The sequence below is a fragment of the Bradyrhizobium sp. HKCCYLRH2060 genome, from assembly GCF_051168135.1.
Classification (GTDB): domain Bacteria; phylum Pseudomonadota; class Alphaproteobacteria; order Rhizobiales; family Xanthobacteraceae; genus Bradyrhizobium.
Genome location: NZ_JBNPUK010000001.1, coordinates 488,055 through 505,267 on the forward strand (window position 1 = coordinate 488,055; position 17,213 = coordinate 505,267).

At 64.7% G+C, this 17,213-nt stretch carries 15 protein-coding genes; 6 read left to right on the forward strand and 9 right to left on the reverse strand.

The window, feature by feature from the left end; all coding sequences use genetic code 11:
- The first annotated feature begins 27 nt into the window (after nucleotides 1-27).
- Nucleotides 28-972, forward strand: coding sequence for an MBL fold metallo-hydrolase (locus ACQR10_RS02105; protein WP_316215399.1), 945 nt, complete (start codon nucleotides 28-30; stop codon nucleotides 970-972).
- Nucleotides 973-1,116: 144 nt separating this feature from the next.
- On the opposite strand, the gene ACQR10_RS02110 is transcribed toward ACQR10_RS02105, so the two are convergent.
- On the reverse strand, nucleotides 1,117-2,529 hold the full coding sequence (locus ACQR10_RS02110) for a flavin monoamine oxidase family protein (protein ID WP_316215400.1): 1,413 nt from the start codon (nucleotides 2,527-2,529) through the stop codon (nucleotides 1,117-1,119).
- Between the two features lie 194 nt (nucleotides 2,530-2,723).
- Between ACQR10_RS02110 and ACQR10_RS02115 the strand changes: the two genes are divergently transcribed.
- Nucleotides 2,724-3,701: a YiiX/YebB-like N1pC/P60 family cysteine hydrolase gene (locus ACQR10_RS02115; RefSeq protein ID WP_316215401.1), complete on the forward strand. Its 978-nt coding sequence runs from the start codon at nucleotides 2,724-2,726 to the stop codon at nucleotides 3,699-3,701.
- 12 nt (nucleotides 3,702-3,713) lie between these two features.
- Here the strand turns inward: ACQR10_RS02115 and ACQR10_RS02120 are convergent, their stop codons facing one another.
- Nucleotides 3,714-3,989 (reverse strand): metal-sensitive transcriptional regulator, encoded by a 276-nt coding sequence (locus tag ACQR10_RS02120; protein ID WP_015663319.1) that lies wholly within the window; start codon nucleotides 3,987-3,989, stop codon nucleotides 3,714-3,716.
- Between the two features lie 46 nt (nucleotides 3,990-4,035).
- Here ACQR10_RS02120 and ACQR10_RS02125 point away from each other — a divergent pair, with 46 nt between their 5' ends.
- Both ACQR10_RS02125 and ACQR10_RS02130 read left to right on the forward strand, forming a co-directional pair.
- On the forward strand, nucleotides 4,036-6,681 hold the full coding sequence (locus ACQR10_RS02125) for a heavy metal translocating P-type ATPase (RefSeq protein WP_410051385.1): 2,646 nt from the start codon (nucleotides 4,036-4,038) through the stop codon (nucleotides 6,679-6,681).
- Between the two features lie 76 nt (nucleotides 6,682-6,757).
- Nucleotides 6,758-7,510 carry a sulfate transporter family protein gene (locus ACQR10_RS02130; protein ID WP_316215403.1) on the forward strand — a complete coding sequence of 251 codons (753 nt, stop codon included), beginning with the start codon at nucleotides 6,758-6,760 and terminating at the stop codon, nucleotides 7,508-7,510.
- Here ACQR10_RS02130 and ACQR10_RS02135 read toward each other — a convergent pair.
- The 4 genes from ACQR10_RS02135 to nth all read right to left on the reverse strand — a co-directional run bounded on the left by ACQR10_RS02135 (nucleotide 7,448) and on the right by nth (nucleotide 11,665).
- Nucleotides 7,448-9,067, reverse strand: a complete 1,620-nt coding sequence (locus ACQR10_RS02135) for a DHA2 family efflux MFS transporter permease subunit (RefSeq protein WP_434911766.1) — start codon at nucleotides 9,065-9,067, stop codon at nucleotides 7,448-7,450. The genes ACQR10_RS02130 and ACQR10_RS02135 overlap by 63 nt on opposite strands.
- Nucleotides 9,064-9,570, reverse strand: a complete 507-nt coding sequence (locus tag ACQR10_RS02140) for an isoprenylcysteine carboxyl methyltransferase family protein (protein ID WP_434846125.1) — start codon at nucleotides 9,568-9,570, stop codon at nucleotides 9,064-9,066. The genes ACQR10_RS02135 and ACQR10_RS02140 overlap by 4 nt, the downstream gene beginning before the upstream one ends.
- The gene (locus ACQR10_RS02145; protein ID WP_434911767.1) at nucleotides 9,567-10,619 is read right to left on the reverse strand and encodes a type III polyketide synthase; all 1,053 of its coding nucleotides are present in this window, start codon (nucleotides 10,617-10,619) and stop codon (nucleotides 9,567-9,569) included. The genes ACQR10_RS02140 and ACQR10_RS02145 overlap by 4 nt, the downstream gene beginning before the upstream one ends.
- Before the next feature lie 209 nt (nucleotides 10,620-10,828).
- Entirely contained in the window at nucleotides 10,829-11,665 is an 837-nt protein-coding gene (gene nth / locus ACQR10_RS02150) for an endonuclease III (RefSeq protein ID WP_434895458.1), read from the reverse strand.
- Between the two features lie 22 nt (nucleotides 11,666-11,687).
- Between nth and ACQR10_RS02155 the strand changes: the two genes are divergently transcribed.
- Nucleotides 11,688-12,221, forward strand: coding sequence for a DUF2244 domain-containing protein (locus ACQR10_RS02155; RefSeq protein ID WP_434887939.1), 534 nt, complete (start codon nucleotides 11,688-11,690; stop codon nucleotides 12,219-12,221).
- 317 nt (nucleotides 12,222-12,538) lie between these two features.
- On the forward strand, nucleotides 12,539-13,438 hold the full coding sequence (locus ACQR10_RS02160; RefSeq protein ID WP_434911768.1) for a methylated-DNA--[protein]-cysteine S-methyltransferase: 900 nt from the start codon (nucleotides 12,539-12,541) through the stop codon (nucleotides 13,436-13,438).
- Between the two features lie 9 nt (nucleotides 13,439-13,447).
- Here the strand turns inward: ACQR10_RS02160 and ACQR10_RS02165 are convergent, their stop codons facing one another.
- The 3 genes from ACQR10_RS02165 to ACQR10_RS02175 are packed head-to-tail and all read right to left on the reverse strand — an operon-like array spanning nucleotide 13,448 to nucleotide 16,447.
- Nucleotides 13,448-14,686: a beta family protein gene (locus ACQR10_RS02165; RefSeq protein WP_434911769.1), complete on the reverse strand. Its 1,239-nt coding sequence runs from the start codon at nucleotides 14,684-14,686 to the stop codon at nucleotides 13,448-13,450.
- Between the two features lies 1 nt (nucleotide 14,687).
- Nucleotides 14,688-15,986, reverse strand: coding sequence for a helix-turn-helix domain-containing protein (locus ACQR10_RS02170; protein WP_434911770.1), 1,299 nt, complete (start codon nucleotides 15,984-15,986; stop codon nucleotides 14,688-14,690).
- On the reverse strand, nucleotides 15,983-16,447 hold the full coding sequence (locus tag ACQR10_RS02175; protein WP_434911771.1) for a DUF6932 family protein: 465 nt from the start codon (nucleotides 16,445-16,447) through the stop codon (nucleotides 15,983-15,985). Before ACQR10_RS02175 ends, ACQR10_RS02170 begins: the two co-directional genes overlap by 4 nt.
- Nucleotides 16,448-17,213 lie beyond the last annotated feature (766 nt).

The following is a 17,213-nucleotide window of genomic DNA, read 5'->3' on the forward strand; positions in this document are numbered from 1 at the left end:
TGCAACGAAGCAGACAGGGAGGCTACCGTGATCCATCGGCGAACGATGCTCAAGCTTGCGCTCGGAACGGCCGGCGCCATCGCGGCGCCCGCGGCCTTCGCGCAAGGCGCGAAGACCGCCACGCGGATCGTCTTCCTCGGCACCAAGGGCGGCCCCCGCGTCGGCGTGGGCGCTTCAAATCCGGCCAATCTCGTCGTCGTCAACGGCACGCCGTTCGTGATCGATTGCGGCATGGGCGTCAGCCGTCAGCTCGTCAGTGCCGGGGTTCCGATCCCATCGGTCAAGTACATCCTGATCAGCCATCACCATTCCGATCACAATCTCGAATACGGCAATCTGTTCTACAACGCCTGGGCCGCAGGATTGTCGACGCCGATCCAGTCGTTCGGACCGAAGGGCCTGGAGGCGATGACCAGAAGTTTCTGGGAGACTAACAAGTTCGACGTCGACACCCGCATCGCGGACGAAGGCCGGCCAGATCCGCGGCCCCTCCTGGTCGCGAAGGACATCGACGCGGACGGGATCGTACTGAAGACGGCTGAGGTCACCGTGACCGCGTTCCGCACGCCGCATCCGCCGATCACCGACAATTTCGCCTACAAGTTCGAGACCCCGGACGGCACGATCGTGTTCTCGAGCGACACCGCCTACAATCCGAAGCTCGCCGAGTTCGCCAAGGGGGCCGACGTGCTCGTGCACGAGTGCATGTATGTGCCGGCGGTCGATCGTCTGGTCGCCAAAACGAAGAACGGCTCGACGCTGAAGAAGCACCTGCTCGACAGCCACACGACGACCGAGGACGTCGGGCGCATCGCCGCGGCGGCAGGCGTGAAGGTGCTGGTGCTTAGCCACTTCGTGCCCGGTGATGATCCCGAAGTGACGGACGAGGATTGGACCCGGGACGTGAAGAAGAACTACTCGGGCCGCATCGTGATCGCGAAGGACCTGATGGAGCTGAAGTTGCCCGTGTAGCTCGCGTAGGGGTAGGCAAAGCGGCCGCCGCAAGGCGGCAGCGTGCCCACCATCCACCTGCGACTCATCAGCAAGATGGTGGGCACGGCGCCACGACGATCTCGACCATGGACACAGCGCGGCTACGCCTTTACCCACCCTACTTCAATCCTCAGGCGAGGCCGACCGCACCTTGCCGCGACGGCGTGGTCGTTGCCGCTCACTGCTCGGCTCCGGCTCGAGATCCTTCAACGCGCCGATCCGGCGCAGCGCGGCTTCGGCGGCGCGTTCGCCGGAGTCCCAGGCGCCGTCGACCGTGCCCCACAGCGTTTCGTGCGTCGCCTCGCCCGCCAGGAACAGCGGACCGAGGGGTTCGCCGAGGATCTTGCGCGCCCCCTGGCTGCCGGGCGTGGCCGCCGACATCGCGCCGAGCACGCCCGGCGCCTGGTTCCAGCGCGTGGCTGCGGACGCTTTCACCGCCGCGGCGGCCTCGCTTCCAAACAGCTTGCCGATCCACTCCCTGGCGAAGTCGACCATCGCCGCCTCGCCCTGCGCCGAGAGTTCGCGGCCGAAGGCGCCGGCAACATCGACGGTGCAGAGCGACGATCCACCAATATTGGCAAGCAGCAGACCGGTGCGGTTGGAATTGCTCTGCTCGATGATGACCTCGTCCCGCGACAGGCCGAGCGGATTGCCCGCCAGCATCAGCGCAATGTGATCATAGCTGCCGAGGCTGAGCTTGGCGGCGGCGTCGAGCTGTCGCTTGGGCAGCTCGGGCGCGAACTTGATGGCACCTGATGTCAGCACGTTGGTCGACACCGTGAGGATGACGGCGCGCGTCGCGATTCGCCCCGCCGGCGTTTCCACCGCGACGTCGCGGTTGGCCCACACGACGCGCGTTGCCGGAGTCGACAGCGACAACGGCAACGCTTCGCCGAGCCTGGCGATGAAGGTACCCAGCCCCTGGCGGCAGGCCAGCGGCGCGCTGCGATCCTGCGCACGCGCCTTGTCCATCGCGGAGAGATCGGCGAGATCCTTCCCGGTCGCGCTGGCGCCGAGCACGAAGGCGGTGGTGCTGGTCCAGTCGCCCAGATCTTTCGGCAGCGCCGCGGCGCAGGAAGTGTCGAGCTTGCCGCGCGCCGCCTCGTCGACGGCGCGATTGGCGCGCACCAGCCCCGCCAGGAACTGCTCGGTCTCGCCGGGCCGCGCGTTGCGCCGGCCGACGCGGATCTTCTGCCCGACGGGAGCTGCAACGAGATCGAGCCCGAGACCCCGCGCGAGCCTGCTGATGGGATTGCCGTCGGCGTTGAGCAGCCAGCGGGCGCCGCGATCGAACGGCACGCCGAAGGTGGCAGCATCCGTGCTGCAACGGCCACCGGGCTGCGGCGCGGCCTCCAGCACCACGACCTTGCGGTTGGCCGCGACGATGCGACGGGCCGCGGCGATTCCCGCCGCCCCCGCCCCAATCACGACAATGTCAGCGTCGCGTGGAACAGCCGCCTGCGCGGTGCGGCCGGCAATAGGCAGCGCGGCCAGCGCCGCGGAAGCGGAGAGGAAGCCGCGGCGCGTGACATTCATGACATGGTTTCCGAAAGCTTTTGAATCAAACGAATACCCGCCGAATTTGCCGCATCTGCCGCGCTGCGGCAACCGGGATGGTAAACGTGATACCGCGCAGAACGCGTCGACTATGAACCAAATTGCAACCGCAATCGACCATCATGGAAGAAGGGAAAAAGCCGGCGACCGGCCAAGGTCGCCCGGGGAGCGTTATGGGTATCGTGCTTGATCACATCGGCAAGCTGATTGCCGCCTATCTCCAGAAGGAGATCCCCGGCTATGAGCCGTTCACGCCGAGCGATCCGGACTATCTGCGCAAGGATGTCCAGCCCGGCGACGTGCTGCTCGTCGAGGGCAACAGCCGTATTTCCGGCATCATCAAATACCTCACGCAGTCGACCTGGTCGCATGCCGCGCTCTATGTCGGACCGATCGACGGCGCCGTCGAGCCCGACGGCGAGCCGCACGTGCTGGTCGAGGCCTATGTCGGCGATGGCGTGATCTCGGCGCCGCTGTCGAAATATTTCGCCTACCACACCCGTGTATGCCGTCCGGTCGGCTTGACGTATGAGGACCGGCACACGGTGTGCCGCTATGCCATCAACCGCATCGGCTTCGGCTACGACACCAAGAACATCGTCGACCTGATGCGCTATCTGATCCCGATGCCGATTCCGCAACGCTGGCGGCGGCGCATGATCGCGCTGGGCTCGGGCGATCCGACCAAGATGATCTGTTCGGCGCTGATCGCACAGGCCTTCGATGCGGTGCGCTATCCGATCCTGCCCAAGATCACGCGGGCGCCATCGCGGCGTGCCAAGCGCGAGATCCTGCACATCCGGGATTCGTCGCTATACATGCCGCGCGACTTCGACATCTCGCCCTATTTCGAGATCGTCAAGCCGACCATCGTCAACGGGTTCGACTACACGACGCTGCATTGGGCCGACAAGCAGAAGCCGCTCGCGGAGGTAGCGGGCGAGTTCGCCGTGTTTCCAGGAGCCGTCACAGCGCCGCCGCTCGTTCCTGAGACGGCTGACGAAGAAGCGACGCAGCAGGCTGCGGCTGAGGAAATAGTTGCGAAGCTCGGCGAGCGGCTCGTGGTCAACGAGCATTTTCTCGTCGCCGAGCCGGTGCGAAAAATCGCACCACGTCCGACCGCACGCCGCCGCAACAAGGTGGCAGTCTGATCCGGGCTGACCTCAGCGATCCGACCGGCCGATCACATCCATCAACTCCGCGATCTTCTGCCGTTGATCGGCCTTGTCGCCGGATGCGATGGCGTGCTCGACGCAATGCGCGACGTGGTCGCGCAGGATCTCCTCCTCGACCCGGCGCAACGCCGCCCGGACAGCGGAGATCTGGGTCACGATGTCGATGCAGTAGCGGTTGTCCTCGACCATTTTCGACAGGCCCCTGACCTGCCCTTCGATCCGGCTCAAACGTTTCTGACAGGATGTCTTGATGTCGTCGCGCATGGAGCGTATATACCCCTACAGGGTATAGGTTTCAAGAGGCTTGGCGATGTCGGAAACCAGACACGAGCATGGTGGCGCGGAGGGCGGATGCGGCTGTGGATCGCACGCGGGCGCGGTGGAAACCGGACACAAACATGCATCCGCGGACGGTTGTTGCAGCGATCGTGCCGGCGCCGCGCCAGCGCTTGAGGCGGCGAAGGTGACGGATCCGGTCTGCGGCATGTCGGTGGATCCCGCGACCTCGAAGCACCGCTTCGAGCACCAGGGACAGACGTTCCACTTCTGCTCCGCGGGCTGCCGCACCAAGTTCGCCGCCGATCCCGCCAAATATCTCGCGGGGGCCGAGCCCGCAGCCGCTGCGTCGTGCTGTGGCGGTCACGACCATCACCCAGATCAGCATGACGATGCGAAGGTGAAGGATCCCGTCTGCGGCATGAGCGTCGATCCCGCGACCTCGAAGCATCGCTTCGAGCACGCGGGTCAAACCTTCCATTTCTGCTCGGCCGGCTGCCGCACCAAATTCGCGGCTGAGCCCGACAAATATCTCGGCGAGCGCGAGCCGCCGCCGGAGATGCCGGCGGGCACGATCTACACCTGCCCGATGCATCCCGAGATCCGGCAGGAAGGCCCGGGCACCTGCCCGATCTGCGGCATGGCGCTGGAGCCCGACGTCATCAGCCTCGACGATGCGCCCAATCCCGAGCTCGCCGACATGACACGACGGTTCTGGGTCGGCGCTGTGCTGTCGGCCCCTGTTGTCGTGCTGGAGATGGGCGGCCACCTGATCGGCGGTCACGGACTGATCGATCCCGTGCTGTCGAACTGGATCCAGTTCGCGCTGGCGACGCCGGTGGTGCTGTGGGCCGGCTGGCCGTTCTTCGTGCGCGGCTGGCAATCGGTGCAGACCCGCAATCTGAACATGTTCACCTTGATCGCGATGGGCACGGGCGTCGCCTATGTCTACAGCGTGATCGCGACCCTGGCGCCGCAGGCGTTTCCGCCGGCGTTCCGCGGCCATGGCGGCGCGGTGGCGGTGTATTTCGAGGCGGCCTCGGTCATTACCGTCCTCGTCCTGCTCGGCCAGGTGCTGGAGCTGCGGGCGCGCGAGGCGACGTCGGGCGCCATCAAGGCGCTCTTGCAACTCGCGCCGAAGACGGCGCGGCGGCTCGATGCCGACGGCAACGATCATGAGGTGGAGATCGCCGAGCTCGCGGTCGGCGACCGGCTGCGCGTGCGCCCGGGCGAGAAGGTGCCGGTCGACGGCGTCATTCTCGAAGGCCGCTCGTCGCTCGACGAATCGCTGGTCACCGGCGAGTCGATGCCCGTGACGAAGGACGAGGGCGAGCGCGTCATCGCCGGCACGTTGAACCAGACCGGCAGCTTCGTGATGCGCGCCGACAAGGTCGGGCGCGAGACCCTGCTGTCGCAGATCGTGCAGATGGTCGCCGATGCGCAGCGCTCGCGCGCGCCGATCCAGCGCCTCGCCGACCAGGTCGCGGGCTGGTTCGTGCCGATGGTGATCGCTGCTGCCATTGCCGCCTTCGTCGCGTGGTACGCGTTCGGTCCCGAGCCGCGCTTCGCCTTCGGCCTCGTCGCCGCCGTGAGCGTGCTGATCATCGCCTGTCCCTGCGCGCTCGGTCTTGCGACGCCGATGTCGATCATGGTCGGGGTGGGCCGCGGCGCCCAGGCCGGCGTGCTGATCAAGAGCGCCGAGGCGCTGGAGCGGATGGAGAAGGTCGATACGCTGGTCGTCGACAAGACCGGCACCCTGACCGAGGGCAAGCCGAAGGTGACCAGCATCGTCACGGCTCAGGGCTTCGACGAGGCGGAGGCGCTGCGGCTGGCCGCCAGCGTCGAGCGCGCCAGCGAGCATCCCCTGGCCGAGGCCATCGTCCGTCACGCGAGCGAGCGCAACATCAAGCTCACCGACGTCAAGAACTTCGACGCGCCGACCGGCAAGGGCGCGCGCGGCGAGGTCGACGGCAAGGCCATCGTGCTCGGCAATGCCACCTATCTCGCCTCGCTCGGCATCATCACCGATACGCTGGGAGTCGAGAGCAAGCGGCTGCGCGAAGAGGGCGCGACCGTGATCACGATGGCCGTCGACGGCAGGCCGGCCGCGTTGTTCGCGATTGCCGATCCGGTCAAGGCCTCGACGCCGGAGGCGCTGAAGGCACTCGCGGCCGACGGCATCAAGGTGATCATGCTGACCGGCGACAACCGCACCACGGCCACCGCGGTCGCGCGCAAGATCGGCATCACCGAGGTCGAGGCCGAGGTGCTGCCCGAGCAGAAGAGCGCGGTGGTCGCGCGTCTGCGCGCCAGCGGCAAGATCGTCGCGATGGCCGGCGACGGCGTCAACGATGCGCCGGCGCTCGCCGCGGCCGATGTCGGCATCGCCATGGGCACCGGCACCGACGTGGCGATGGAGAGCGCCGGCGTCACGCTGCTGCAGGGCGACCTCGGCGGCATTGCGCGGGCGCGCAAACTGTCGGCGGCGACGATGCGCAACATCCGCCAGAACCTGTTCTTCGCATTCATCTACAACGCCGCCGGGATCCCGATCGCCGCCGGCATCCTCTACCCCGTGTTCGGCATCCTGCTGTCGCCGATCATCGCCGCCGCCGCGATGTCGCTGTCGTCGGTCAGCGTGGTCGGAAACGCGCTGCGGCTGCGGGCGACCGATCTTTGATGCGATGCCGGCGGACTTGCCGAAGCCCGCCGGCATGTCTACCTCTGCCGCGGGCTTTGCAGCGAGGGACCCCGCCATGATCGACGCCGCCATCAAGGCGATTTCGCAAATTCTGTCGCCGCCGATGCGCTCGATCCTGTGGCGCTCGATCGGGCTGGCGCTGGTGCTGGTCACGGTGCTCGCGATCGGGCTGCAGCGGCTCCTGACCTGGCTGGCGACCGCCGGCGAGGGCTGGGCGGAAGCCATGCTCGGGCCGAACTCGCACGGCACGCTGGAGGTGCTGACCTGGATCATCTCGATCGCCGCCGGGTTCGGCGTGGTGTTCGGCGGCATCATGCTGATGCCGGCAATCACGTCGCTGATCGCAAGCCTGTTCGTCGACGACGTCGCCGACCTCGTCGAGCGCGAGCACTATCCGGCCGAACGCCCCGGCGTCGCCCTGCCTTTCGGCGTCGCGATCGCGGAAGGCCTCAAGGCCGCCGGCCTTACCATCCTGGTCTATCTGGTCGCCCTGCCCTTCGTGTTCCTGGCCGGCGCGGGCTTCGTGATCTTCTTCCTCGCCACCGCCTGGCTGCTCGGCCGTGAATATTTCGAGCTCGCCGCGATGCGCTTCCGGCCGCCGGCGGAGGCCAAGGCGATGCGGCGCGACAATGCGGTGACCGTGTTCACCGCGGGCCTGATCATCGCGGCCTTCGTCACCATCCCGATCGTAAACCTGGCGACGCCGCTGTTCGGCATGGCCTTCATGGTCCACCTGCACAAGCGCCTATCCGGACCGCGGCCCGAGCTGATCGAGCCGTCGCCGGAGCGCCGGCTGCGCAGCCTCTAGCGCCATCATCCGCGGCGACAGGCTCACGGCCTTGTTGCGCGCAAACGGAATCAGCAGGAAGCCGAGCAGGGCTATGCCTGCGAGCAGCGACCAGGCCTCGTTGACGCACAGCGCGAGCGAGGCCTTCTCCACCAGCGGCCGGACATAGGCGATCGCCTGCTCCTCGGAGACGCCGCGCGGCCGGTTGCGCAGCAGCTCCGGCGCCAGCCCGATCGCCTTGGCGGCGGCGGTGTCGCCGGCCATCAGGCGGTCGCGGAACGCCTGCGCATGCAAGGTGACGCGGCCGTAGATGATGGTGTCGATCAGCGCGATGCCGATGGCGCCGCCGAGATTGCGCATCAGGTTGAACAGCCCGCTGGCGTCGGCGACCTCGGCCTGCGGCAGGTCGCCGAGCGCGATCCGCGTCGGCGGCAGCAGGCAGAACATGATGCCGACGCCGCGCACCACCTGCGGCCAGAACATCTCCTGATAGTCCGCCGTCGGCGGCTGGAACGCGCTGGCCGCAAGCCCCGTGCCGAACACCACGAAGCCGAACGCCGTCAGCAGACGCGCATCGACCTTGCCGTCCAGCGCCGTCACCAGCGGGGCCGCGATCAATTGCGCCACGCCCGTCACCAGCATGATCTTGCCGATCTCGAATGCATCGTGCCCGCGCACGAAGGCGAGGAACACCGGCATCAGATAGACCGAGCCGAACAGCCCGATGCCCAGACAGAAGCTCGACAGGCAGCCGAGCGTGAACGACCGCCGCTGGAAGCTGCCGAGCCGCAGGATCGGATACGGCGAGGCCAGCAGGCGCTGGATCAGCAAGGTGAGGCACGACGCGCTCAGCACCAGGAACGCGATGCAGTTCGACGACAGCCAGCCGCCCTTCGGCGCCTCCTTCAGCCCGAGCTCGAGGCTGGCCAGGGAGACCGCGAGCAGCAGCAGCGCAAACAGGTCGAGCTTGTCGAGCTCCGCGAGGTCCATGCGCTGCTTCGGCAGCAGGCCAGGCGTCACCAGCGCGGCAATGACACCCGGCACGATGTTGATGAGGAACAGCCAGGGCCACGACCAGGTGTTGGTGATGAAGCCGCCGACCACGGGCCCGACGGTCGGCGCGAGCACCGCGACGACGCCGCCGATGGTGGTCGCGACCGCGTGCAGGCGCGGTGGAAACAGCAGGAAGACGGCGGAGAACACGACCGGGATCAACAGGCCGCCGAAGAAGCCCTGCAGCACGCGGAACGCCAGCAGCGTGTGAAAATCGCCGCTGAACGCGCAGCCGAGCGAGGCGGCGGTGAAGATGCCGACGGCGCCTGTGAACAGCCAGCGCAACGTGAACACGCGCGTGAGCAGGCCGGTGAGCGGAATGGCGATGATCTCGGCGATCAGATACGCCGTCTGGATCCAGCTCATCGCCTCCGGCGTGATGCCGAGCGCCTCCTGGATGGTCGGCAGCGACGTCGCCACAACCTGGATGTCCAGGATCGCCATGAACATGCCGACGCACATCAGGATGAAGCCGAGCCAGGTGGCGAGGCTCGGACGATCCTGCGGCGCGGCCGACCCGCTCATGCCGTCTGGCCGCCGCCGATGCCCGAGAGCGCCTCGGATTCGGCGCGGATGCGAATGAACAGCACCGCCGCATTCAGCCCGGAGAAGATCAGCGCGATCAGCGGCAGATGCAGCGCCAGCGGCAGCAGCGCGATCTCGGCCGCGACCACCAGGTAGTTCGGATGCGAGATATAGCGATAGGGACCATCGGTCACCAGCGGCGCACCGGGCAGGATGATGATGCGCGTCGTCCAGCGCGGACCGAGCGTCGCGAGCACCCACCAGCGCAGGCCCTGCAGAGCCACGAAGCCCGACAGCAGCCACGGATCGACCTCCTGGTCGGCGCCGAGCAGCCACAGCGACACCAGCCAGGCCGCGTGCATCGAGATCATCAGCGGATAATGATCCGCCCCGACCTCGACCGCGCCCATGGCGCGCAGGCGGCGGGTGTTGTGGCGGGCGAGCACGAGTTCGCCGAGCCGTTGCATGGTGACGAGGGCGAGGACGAAGGCGGCGAAGGTCATGCGGCGTTCCTCAATGATACGCAGCTTGCGGTGAAACCGGGTCCGAGCGCGGTCAGCACCGAGCGCGGCGGCAAGCCCCGCGCGCGGGCGCGCTCCAGCACGAACAGCACGGTCGGCGCGGACATGTTGCCGTAGTCGGCGATGATCTCGCGCTCATGATCCAGCGTGCCCTGGCCGATCGACAGCGCGCGCTCCAGCGCCGTGATCACCTTGGCGCCGCCGGGATGGCAGACGAAGCGGTCGACGTCGCCGGCCGACAGCTTCATGTTGCCGAGGATCTCGTTGACCGCGGGGCCCATGTTCTCGGTGACGAAGTCCGGAATCGTGCGCTGGAAGATCACGCCAAAACCTTCGGGATCGACGCTCCAGCCCATGATATCGAGCGTATCCGGCCACAGCTTCTCGCCGGTCGCCTCGACGCGCGTCTGGCCGCCATCGCCGGCGCGCAGGATCGCGGCCGCCGCGCCGTCGCCGAACAGGCTGAGCGCGACGATGTTGGCCTTGCTCAGCTCGTCGTGGCGCACCGCAAGCGTGCACAATTCGAAGGTCACGAACAGCACATTGGTGCCGGGCCGCGCCTGCGCCAGCCGCGCGGCGATCGACAGGCCGGAGACGCCGCCGGCGCAGCCGAGCCCGAACACCGGCACGCGCGAGACATCGGAGCGGAAGCCCATGCGGCCGGCGACGCGCGCCTCCAAGGTCGGCGTCGCGATGCCGGTCGAGCTCACGCTGACGATGGTGTCGATCTCGGCAGCCGTGAGATCGGCCTGCGCCAGCGCCTTGTTCGTCGCGTCGACGAACAGCGCCTCGGCGCCTTCGAGATAGGCCTGCGTGCGCTCCGGCCAGCCGCGCCGCTCCATGTACCATTCGATCGGCTTGACGCCGTAGCGCTGGCGGATGCCGGTGTTGGCGAACAGGCTCGCCATCGTATCGAACTGCGGAAAGCGCGGCGACAGCACCACGCGCGCCGCCTCCATCACCTCGTTCTGGCGAAACTGATGCGGTGGCACCGAGGTCGCGAGCGACACGAGTGCGGCAGTGTTGTCCATGCGGCTGATCCTTCAACGTCCCGGCGCAGAAGGGTCCGAGAACGCGGGAACTAACACGCGCCACTCACATCGCCCCGGATTACGGCTGTCATCTTATGTCCAATGCGGGCGGCGATGTGGCCCGGCCATGGTGAGACGGCGTCGCGCCGTGACACAATAGTGACTGTCAAACGCGTTCTCGCGCGAAACCGTTCGTCACCGACAACGTATCAGGCGGTCTTCTCCGGCCAGCGGCAGAGGTCCTTGATCAGGCACAGCTCGCAGCGCGGCTTGCGCGCCAGGCACGTGTAGCGGCCGTGCAGGATCAGCCAGTGATGGGCATGCAGCATGAACTCGGCGGGAATGACCTTCTCCAGCCCGAGCTCGACCTCGAGCGGGGTCTTGCCGGGGGCCAGCCCCGTGCGGTTGCCGACGCGAAACACGTGAGTGTCGACCGCCATCGTGTGCTCGCCGAACGCCATGTTGAGCACGACGTTCGCCGTCTTGCGTCCGGCGCCCGGCAGCGACTCCAATTCCGCGCGCGTGCGCGGCACCTCGCCACCGAACTCGTTGATCAGCTTGTGCGACAGCGCGATCACGTTCCTGGCCTTGGTGCGGTAGAGGCCGACGGTCTTGATGTACTCGCGCAGTTGCTCCTCGCCGAGCGCGATCATCTTCTCCGGCGTGTCGGCGACTTTGAACAGCGGCCGCGTCGCCTTGTTGACCCCGGCATCGGTCGCCTGCGCCGACAGCACCACGGCGACCAGCAGGGTGTAGGGGTTGAGATGCTCGAGCTCGCCCTTCGGCTCCGGATTGGCCTGCGCGAACCGGCTGAAGGCCTCGCGGATCTCGGCCGGGGTCCAGGGCTTGATCGCCTTCAAGGCTTTCTTGACCGGCTTGACCGCGCCGGCCTTGGACTTCGCCGCCGGGCTCGGCTTGGCGGCCTTTTTCGCTGCCGGCCTGGAGGCCGTCTTGGGCGCGGCCTTCGCGGCCTTTTTGGCGGCCTTCTTGGCAGGCTTGCGAACCGGCGCCGGCTTGGCGCGTTGGGGGCGGGTGATTTTGGCCATGATCCGGGTATACTGAGGCCCCATGACGCCAGGCAATGCTTTTGCGTATCAGGAGACCGGCACCGCCGCCGCTGATCCCGAGCTGTTCTCGGCCCGGCTGACGCCGCATCGCTCGCTCGGCCGCACCGGCTTTCTGGTCCTGATGGTCGTGGTCTGCGCCATCAGCTTCATCGGCGGCCTCGCCTCGCTGCTGATGGGCGCCTGGCCGGTGCTCGGCTTCTTCGGCCTCGACGCGCTGGCGATCTACTGGGCCTTCAAGGTCAACTTCCGCCGCGCCAACGCCTATGAGGACGTGACGATCACCCTGACCGAGCTGCGCCTGCGCCGCGTGAGCCACAAGGGCCATGTCATGGAATGGCGCTTCAACCCGCTGTGGGTGCGGCTCGACCAGGAGACCCACGAGGAGTTCGGCATCGAGCGCCTGTACCTCGTCGCCCGTGGCCAGCGCGTCGCCATCGCGAGCTTTCTCGGGCCGGAGGAAAAGGCGAGCTTTGCGAAAGCCCTGACGGCCGGGCTGCAGGCCGCGAAACGCGGGCCGGTGTATAATCCGCTGTAGCGGGCCGGCGGGACTGCGCGGCGGGTCTGGTACCCAGACGGAAGTACGCACCATCACCTCCGCCGTCGTTCCGGGGCGCGCGCAGCGCGAGCCCGAAACCCATACCCACAGGACATCATGTGGGGCACGCGAGGAGTGGGCATCTCGCCTCACACGTCTTCTCGTGGTTATGGATTCCGGGCTCATCGCTGCGCGATGCCCCGGAATGACGGAGCAAGCCAGCACCGTCCCGGATCAGACCAAAACCGGCCGCCCCCCTAGCCCCGCGATCAGAAATCGGGTGGAGTCCCCGCCCCGGCCGCCCTACATCCGGACCCATGATGACCCTCGCCATTCACGATTCCGCCCTGGCCAAGCCGGGCCCGCAACAATCCGCTGACCTGCGCGACTACGACGCCGTGCGCCGCGCGATCGCGTTCATCTCGGAGCATTGGCGCCGGCAGCCGACCATCGAGGACATGGCCGACGCCGCCAGCCTGACGCCGGACGAGCTGCACCACCTGTTCCGGCGCTGGGCCGGCCTGACGCCGAAGGCGTTCATGCAGGCGCTGACCCTCGACCACGCCAAGGGTCTCTTGAAGGGCTCGGCCAGCGTGCTCGACGCCGCGCTCGATTCCGGCCTGTCAGGCCCCGGCCGCCTGCACGACCTGTTCGTCACCCACGAGGCGATGTCGCCCGGCGAATGGAAGACCGGCGGCGCCGGCACCACGCTGCGCTACGGCTTCCACCCCTGCCCGTTCGGCCTCGCGCTGGTGATGGCGACCCCGCGCGGCCTCGCCGGCCTCGCCTTCGCCGACCCCGGCGAGGAGGCCTCCGCACTCGCGGACATGAAGAGCCGCTGGCCCCGCGCCACTTACGTCGAGGACGTCGCCGGCACCGCCGGCCTCGCCCAGCGCATCTTCGACAAGACCCTGTGGCGCCCCGACCAGCCGCTGCGCGTCGTCCTGATCGGCACCGATTTCGAGGTCCGCGTCTGGGAAACCCTGCTCAAGATCCCGATGGGCCGCGCCGTCTGCTACTCAGACATCGCGACGCGGCTGGAGTCGCCAAAGGCCTCGCGCGCGGTGGGCGCGGCGGTCGGGAAGAACCCGATCTCGTTCGTGGTGCCGTGCCACCGCGCGCTGGGGAAGACCGGCGCGCTGACGGGCTATCACTGGGGCCTGACGCGCAAGCAGGCGATGATCGGGTGGGAGGCTGGGCAGGTGGGGATGGGGTAGGAAGTTGATCTAGCGACGACCGTCCTTCGTCCCACTTACTTGATTTCTGTTGTCCGACGCCTCAGGCGCCGTGCTTGGGCTCTCTGCATAAGTGAATTCCAACTGTCTGTACGGCTCCGACTCCACTTTTGCGTCGGCGACCCTAAGACCGTAAAGCTCCGAGAGCCAACGAAGGTTGCAAGTCAGATGATGGTCCGTGGAAGCCCACCGCCAAGTTGACGCGCTCCCGGTTGCAGGCGGCCGCTCTTGGAGACCAACAATGAAGGCATCGCCCGCGCTAAATTCCTTTCCCATAAAGAAGCTCTGCGAGGTGAGAAGATCGGCGACGGGAAAGATCGATTCGTAACCGAATGGCTTTTTAACTGTCGTTCCTTTCGCTACGGCATATTGGTTCGGGGTTGAATACCGCAGCTGGGCCGACGGTGTCCGGCGCTGCGGCTTCACAATGGGTGACGTATCCAGAGCATAATCGCCAAACATAGGAGTTCGGAGGAGAACCTTTCGATTTTGAATTAGCTTCTTATAGACAGACAGATCAGTTCGCGGGAATTCTTTGACTTGGCCGGGCTTCATTTTGATTTCTGCAGGAAAGGAGCTCAGTGCTACTGCCAGACCGGACCAGTCGTGCAGGAAGGGCATCTCAGCCAGACGGTCAGCGAGGTTTTCAACGAATTGATCCTCTGCTTCGCTTGTAGGCGCGTCTAAGGCCCGGAAATCCAAAACGAGGAAGCAATCAGACGGACGGCATCTCAAATCACGAATAAGACTTTCCAAATCGGCTTGGAACGTCGGACTATCGAGATGTTTTGCCTGGACCCTGACACAGACGGGATAGCCGGGATTCCATTCAACAAATCGCTTCACAGCCCGAACATATTCAGTCGAGTGACTTGGAGAAATAGCTGGGCACGCCAACGCGCCAGCTGTTCGAGCCCTTTCGATTAGCTCGGTCAACGGGTGTCTAGGGAAGCCCTCCTTATGGCGTTCATCATCGATATATCCGGCGTCAATGAAGACAACACGGTTTCCCCAAGCGTCGCAAAGTCTCTTACCGAACAAACGGATGTGCTCTGTCGGCGTCAGCGGCCGTTGTTTCTCCTGATCATAGTCGCCAGCAGGCGGTATTTCGAAGAGAACATGAAGACGGCTGGCACTCGCGCTATACGTCGAAAGTGCGGCTCGCTCGCCCTGCTTCCACTTCATTATCGCCAAGCAATCAGTATGCCTGAACGTCGCAATTGCCGGCATCTCATTTCTCCAGGAATCCTGCGGAAGACATCATCTTCAGCAACTGCCCTTGACCAACGAGTTCACTAAATAGTGAATAGTCCTTGCGTTCACGACGGAGCCGTCCAGCGACCACCGCACTCGATATGCCGTGATTCTTCGCGAATTCTAACACTTGATTCTTGTCTCGAGTGAACCGGACGAACGACTTTGCCCACACTTCAGTGGGTATCAGGGCGCTTTCAGCAAAATTGTCAGCTTCTCTTTCAAGTTCATCAGCTGACGGCGCCCCCTCCTCGTCAAAGAAGCCATCTTTTAGACCCTGATTCCGATGAAGAAAGATATGCCCAAGCTCGTGCAACAACGTAAACCAGAAATTGTCAAAGCGATCATGCCTAAGAGTAAGAGCAATGATCGGCTTATCATCACTCATCATCGCCGCCCCATCTAGATGGGTCGCCGGTAGATGAGGTTCGATCACGACGATTACTCCGTGACGTCGGAGCAACTCTATAGCTTCTATAGGGCCGGTCTTTCTCGGACTTAATCGAACCAGAGATGGGACAAGCGACTGCGCCGCCTCTAGCGGACCCGCCGGAGTCCGGACCTCCAAATCTCTTGCTCTCTGCAATATGCGCGCCTTCCAAGCGAGTAGTGCATATTCATCCTGCTTACATCCTAGTCGGATGTTCTGCCTGTGTAGCGCGTAAGTGCTAACTGCCTGCGACACAAAGGCGGCAGCTAGCTGAGCGTCGCTCAGTGGTCCGGTTAGCTGCTGCGGCAGCTTGATCGTGGACAGCCAACCACGCTTCTTCATCTCCTTGATAGGGAGCTTGCCTACATCAAAGCCACGTTTGAGGTTAGGTGCGATTTCTTCGAGAACCATATCAGTCCTCGATTCGAAGAAGGCAACCAAATCGAACTGTAGAGCGTCTGCGACTTCCGCTATGCGATTCAGGTTGGCAGTCAAATATCGCTCTTGCTCATACCTTTGAATCTGCTGCTCCTTCATCCCAAGACGTTCAGCTAACTCGCGCTGAGAGAGATTCCGAGCGACCCTTGCCTCGATCAAGGACTGACCGATTTCACGAATTGAGCTAGGGAAGAGGCGGGTTACGTTTCCGGATCGCAGAGTTTCGTACTCAGAGATCTGAACACGAAGATCGTGTAGTTGCTGCTCCAAAGAACTACGTTGCGCGGCAACTATGACTGGATCTATGCCCTGCTTAATGAGTTCAATTTCGTTAAACTCTTGAAGGGCTGTTCTGAAGCGATCAACTTCGCTTTTTGTGATTTTGTACTGGCGCTCGTTTGTTATCATCGTAGCGCTCCATACGTCGACCCGAGTTCGATGCCGATAATCCCCTTCGCTTCCCCAGTGAACTTGTCGCGCTGGAAGAAATCCAGAAACGGCTGCGATCCGCCGTTGGACATGCCAGCGATGAACATTTCTCCTCGATACTTTAGTTTTTGTTTGGCTCGACCGTTGCTAAAGTCGAGAAGGACGGGATCAAGAAGGGCGGCAACAACATTCGTCGCGTCCCAACATCCGTCGAAATCGTTGGGCTCGGGTTTTTGGGTCACAAAGCTTCCATCTATGTACATCCGCGCGCACTTTGCTCGCTGTAAGGCCTCGGCCACGGCCGATATTCCATCGAATAGCCAAGCACGACGGGAGGCTTGTCCGAAACGAGTCCGGATTTCATCCATCGTTGCCCAGTGAATGCCGGGAGGCAGGACAGCGAAAGGTGCGCCCGCCAACTCTACAAGCTGAGGAATCATAACACAACAATATCGTTGTGTCATGACCTCGGCAACACCGGGAAACCCCCGAACGCACCAGTTTTTCTTGTCCGCACATCAACGCCTGCTCGGTCGGGACTGCCGCTGCCAGTGACCTTAACGAAATCGCGACGACGTGGGCCAAAGTTCGGTCCGGTCGCTCTCCCTGGAGTTTGGAGGAAATCCTCAAGCCCGACGAAATGGACTTGCAGAGCGAGAATTCTGGTTCTTAAAATTGACTTGAGCTTTTTCCGAATTTATGATCTTATCCCTCCATCCCGCCTCAACGAGAGGGGCGTTGCGCGCGATCGTCACGACACGCGAGGTGGGGAGGCGATGGCCGCAGTCTGCCGCAGCGTGTCTTCGGGCGCGCCGACGAACGGCTGGATTGCGGACGTGAAGTCGCAGGGTCCTGATACCCCGACGCTGGTATCAACTCACGACGAAGCTTCGCTTCGCGTGGGGATGGTGGCCAACAAGCCCGGCGCACCAGGGAGACTGCGTATAAGCGTTAAGACCGTCGCGCAGGGAATGCCGGATGATCGGCAGCACCTGTGGTACCTGCCGCCTGCATTTTTTGACGCAGGCGGGCCATGGGTGAGGCCTTCACCCGGCATTCCCTGCGCCCTCTCGATTTTCGGAGGGACATGGTTCGATGCAGGACTCGGGCGATGACGCCGCGAGATCGCGGAGCTGTGTCTTAGTTGTTTGAGATGTGAATCGGGGAAAGACGTTTGGCGCGGCCGTACTGCGCGGAGTGTGTCCA

Bases quoted from the DNA above. Each gene is read 5' to 3' on its own strand.
- ACQR10_RS02115 (WP_316215401.1), top strand. From the start codon at position 2,724: ATGGGTATCGTGCTTGATCACATCGGCAAGCTGATTGCCGCCTATCTC.
- ACQR10_RS02170 (WP_434911770.1), bottom strand. From the start codon at position 15,986: ATGATAACAAACGAGCGCCAGTACAAAATCACAAAAAGCGAAGTTGAT.
- ACQR10_RS02120 (WP_015663319.1), bottom strand. From the start codon at position 3,989: ATGCGCGACGACATCAAGACATCCTGTCAGAAACGTTTGAGCCGGATC.
- ACQR10_RS02130 (WP_316215403.1), top strand. From the start codon at position 6,758: ATGATCGACGCCGCCATCAAGGCGATTTCGCAAATTCTGTCGCCGCCG.
- ACQR10_RS02145 (WP_434911767.1), bottom strand. From the start codon at position 10,619: ATGGACAACACTGCCGCACTCGTGTCGCTCGCGACCTCGGTGCCACCG.
- ACQR10_RS02110 (WP_316215400.1), bottom strand. From the start codon at position 2,529: ATGAATGTCACGCGCCGCGGCTTCCTCTCCGCTTCCGCGGCGCTGGCC.
- ACQR10_RS02125 (WP_410051385.1), top strand. From the start codon at position 4,036: ATGTCGGAAACCAGACACGAGCATGGTGGCGCGGAGGGCGGATGCGGC.
- ACQR10_RS02165 (WP_434911769.1), bottom strand. From the start codon at position 14,686: ATGCCGGCAATTGCGACGTTCAGGCATACTGATTGCTTGGCGATAATG.
- ACQR10_RS02155 (WP_434887939.1), top strand. From the start codon at position 11,688: ATGACGCCAGGCAATGCTTTTGCGTATCAGGAGACCGGCACCGCCGCC.
- ACQR10_RS02140 (WP_434846125.1), bottom strand. From the start codon at position 9,570: ATGACCTTCGCCGCCTTCGTCCTCGCCCTCGTCACCATGCAACGGCTC.
- ACQR10_RS02175 (WP_434911771.1), bottom strand. From the start codon at position 16,447: ATGATTCCTCAGCTTGTAGAGTTGGCGGGCGCACCTTTCGCTGTCCTG.
- ACQR10_RS02135 (WP_434911766.1), bottom strand. From the start codon at position 9,067: ATGAGCGGGTCGGCCGCGCCGCAGGATCGTCCGAGCCTCGCCACCTGG.
- nth (WP_434895458.1), bottom strand. From the start codon at position 11,665: ATGGCCAAAATCACCCGCCCCCAACGCGCCAAGCCGGCGCCGGTTCGC.
- ACQR10_RS02160 (WP_434911768.1), top strand. From the start codon at position 12,539: ATGATGACCCTCGCCATTCACGATTCCGCCCTGGCCAAGCCGGGCCCG.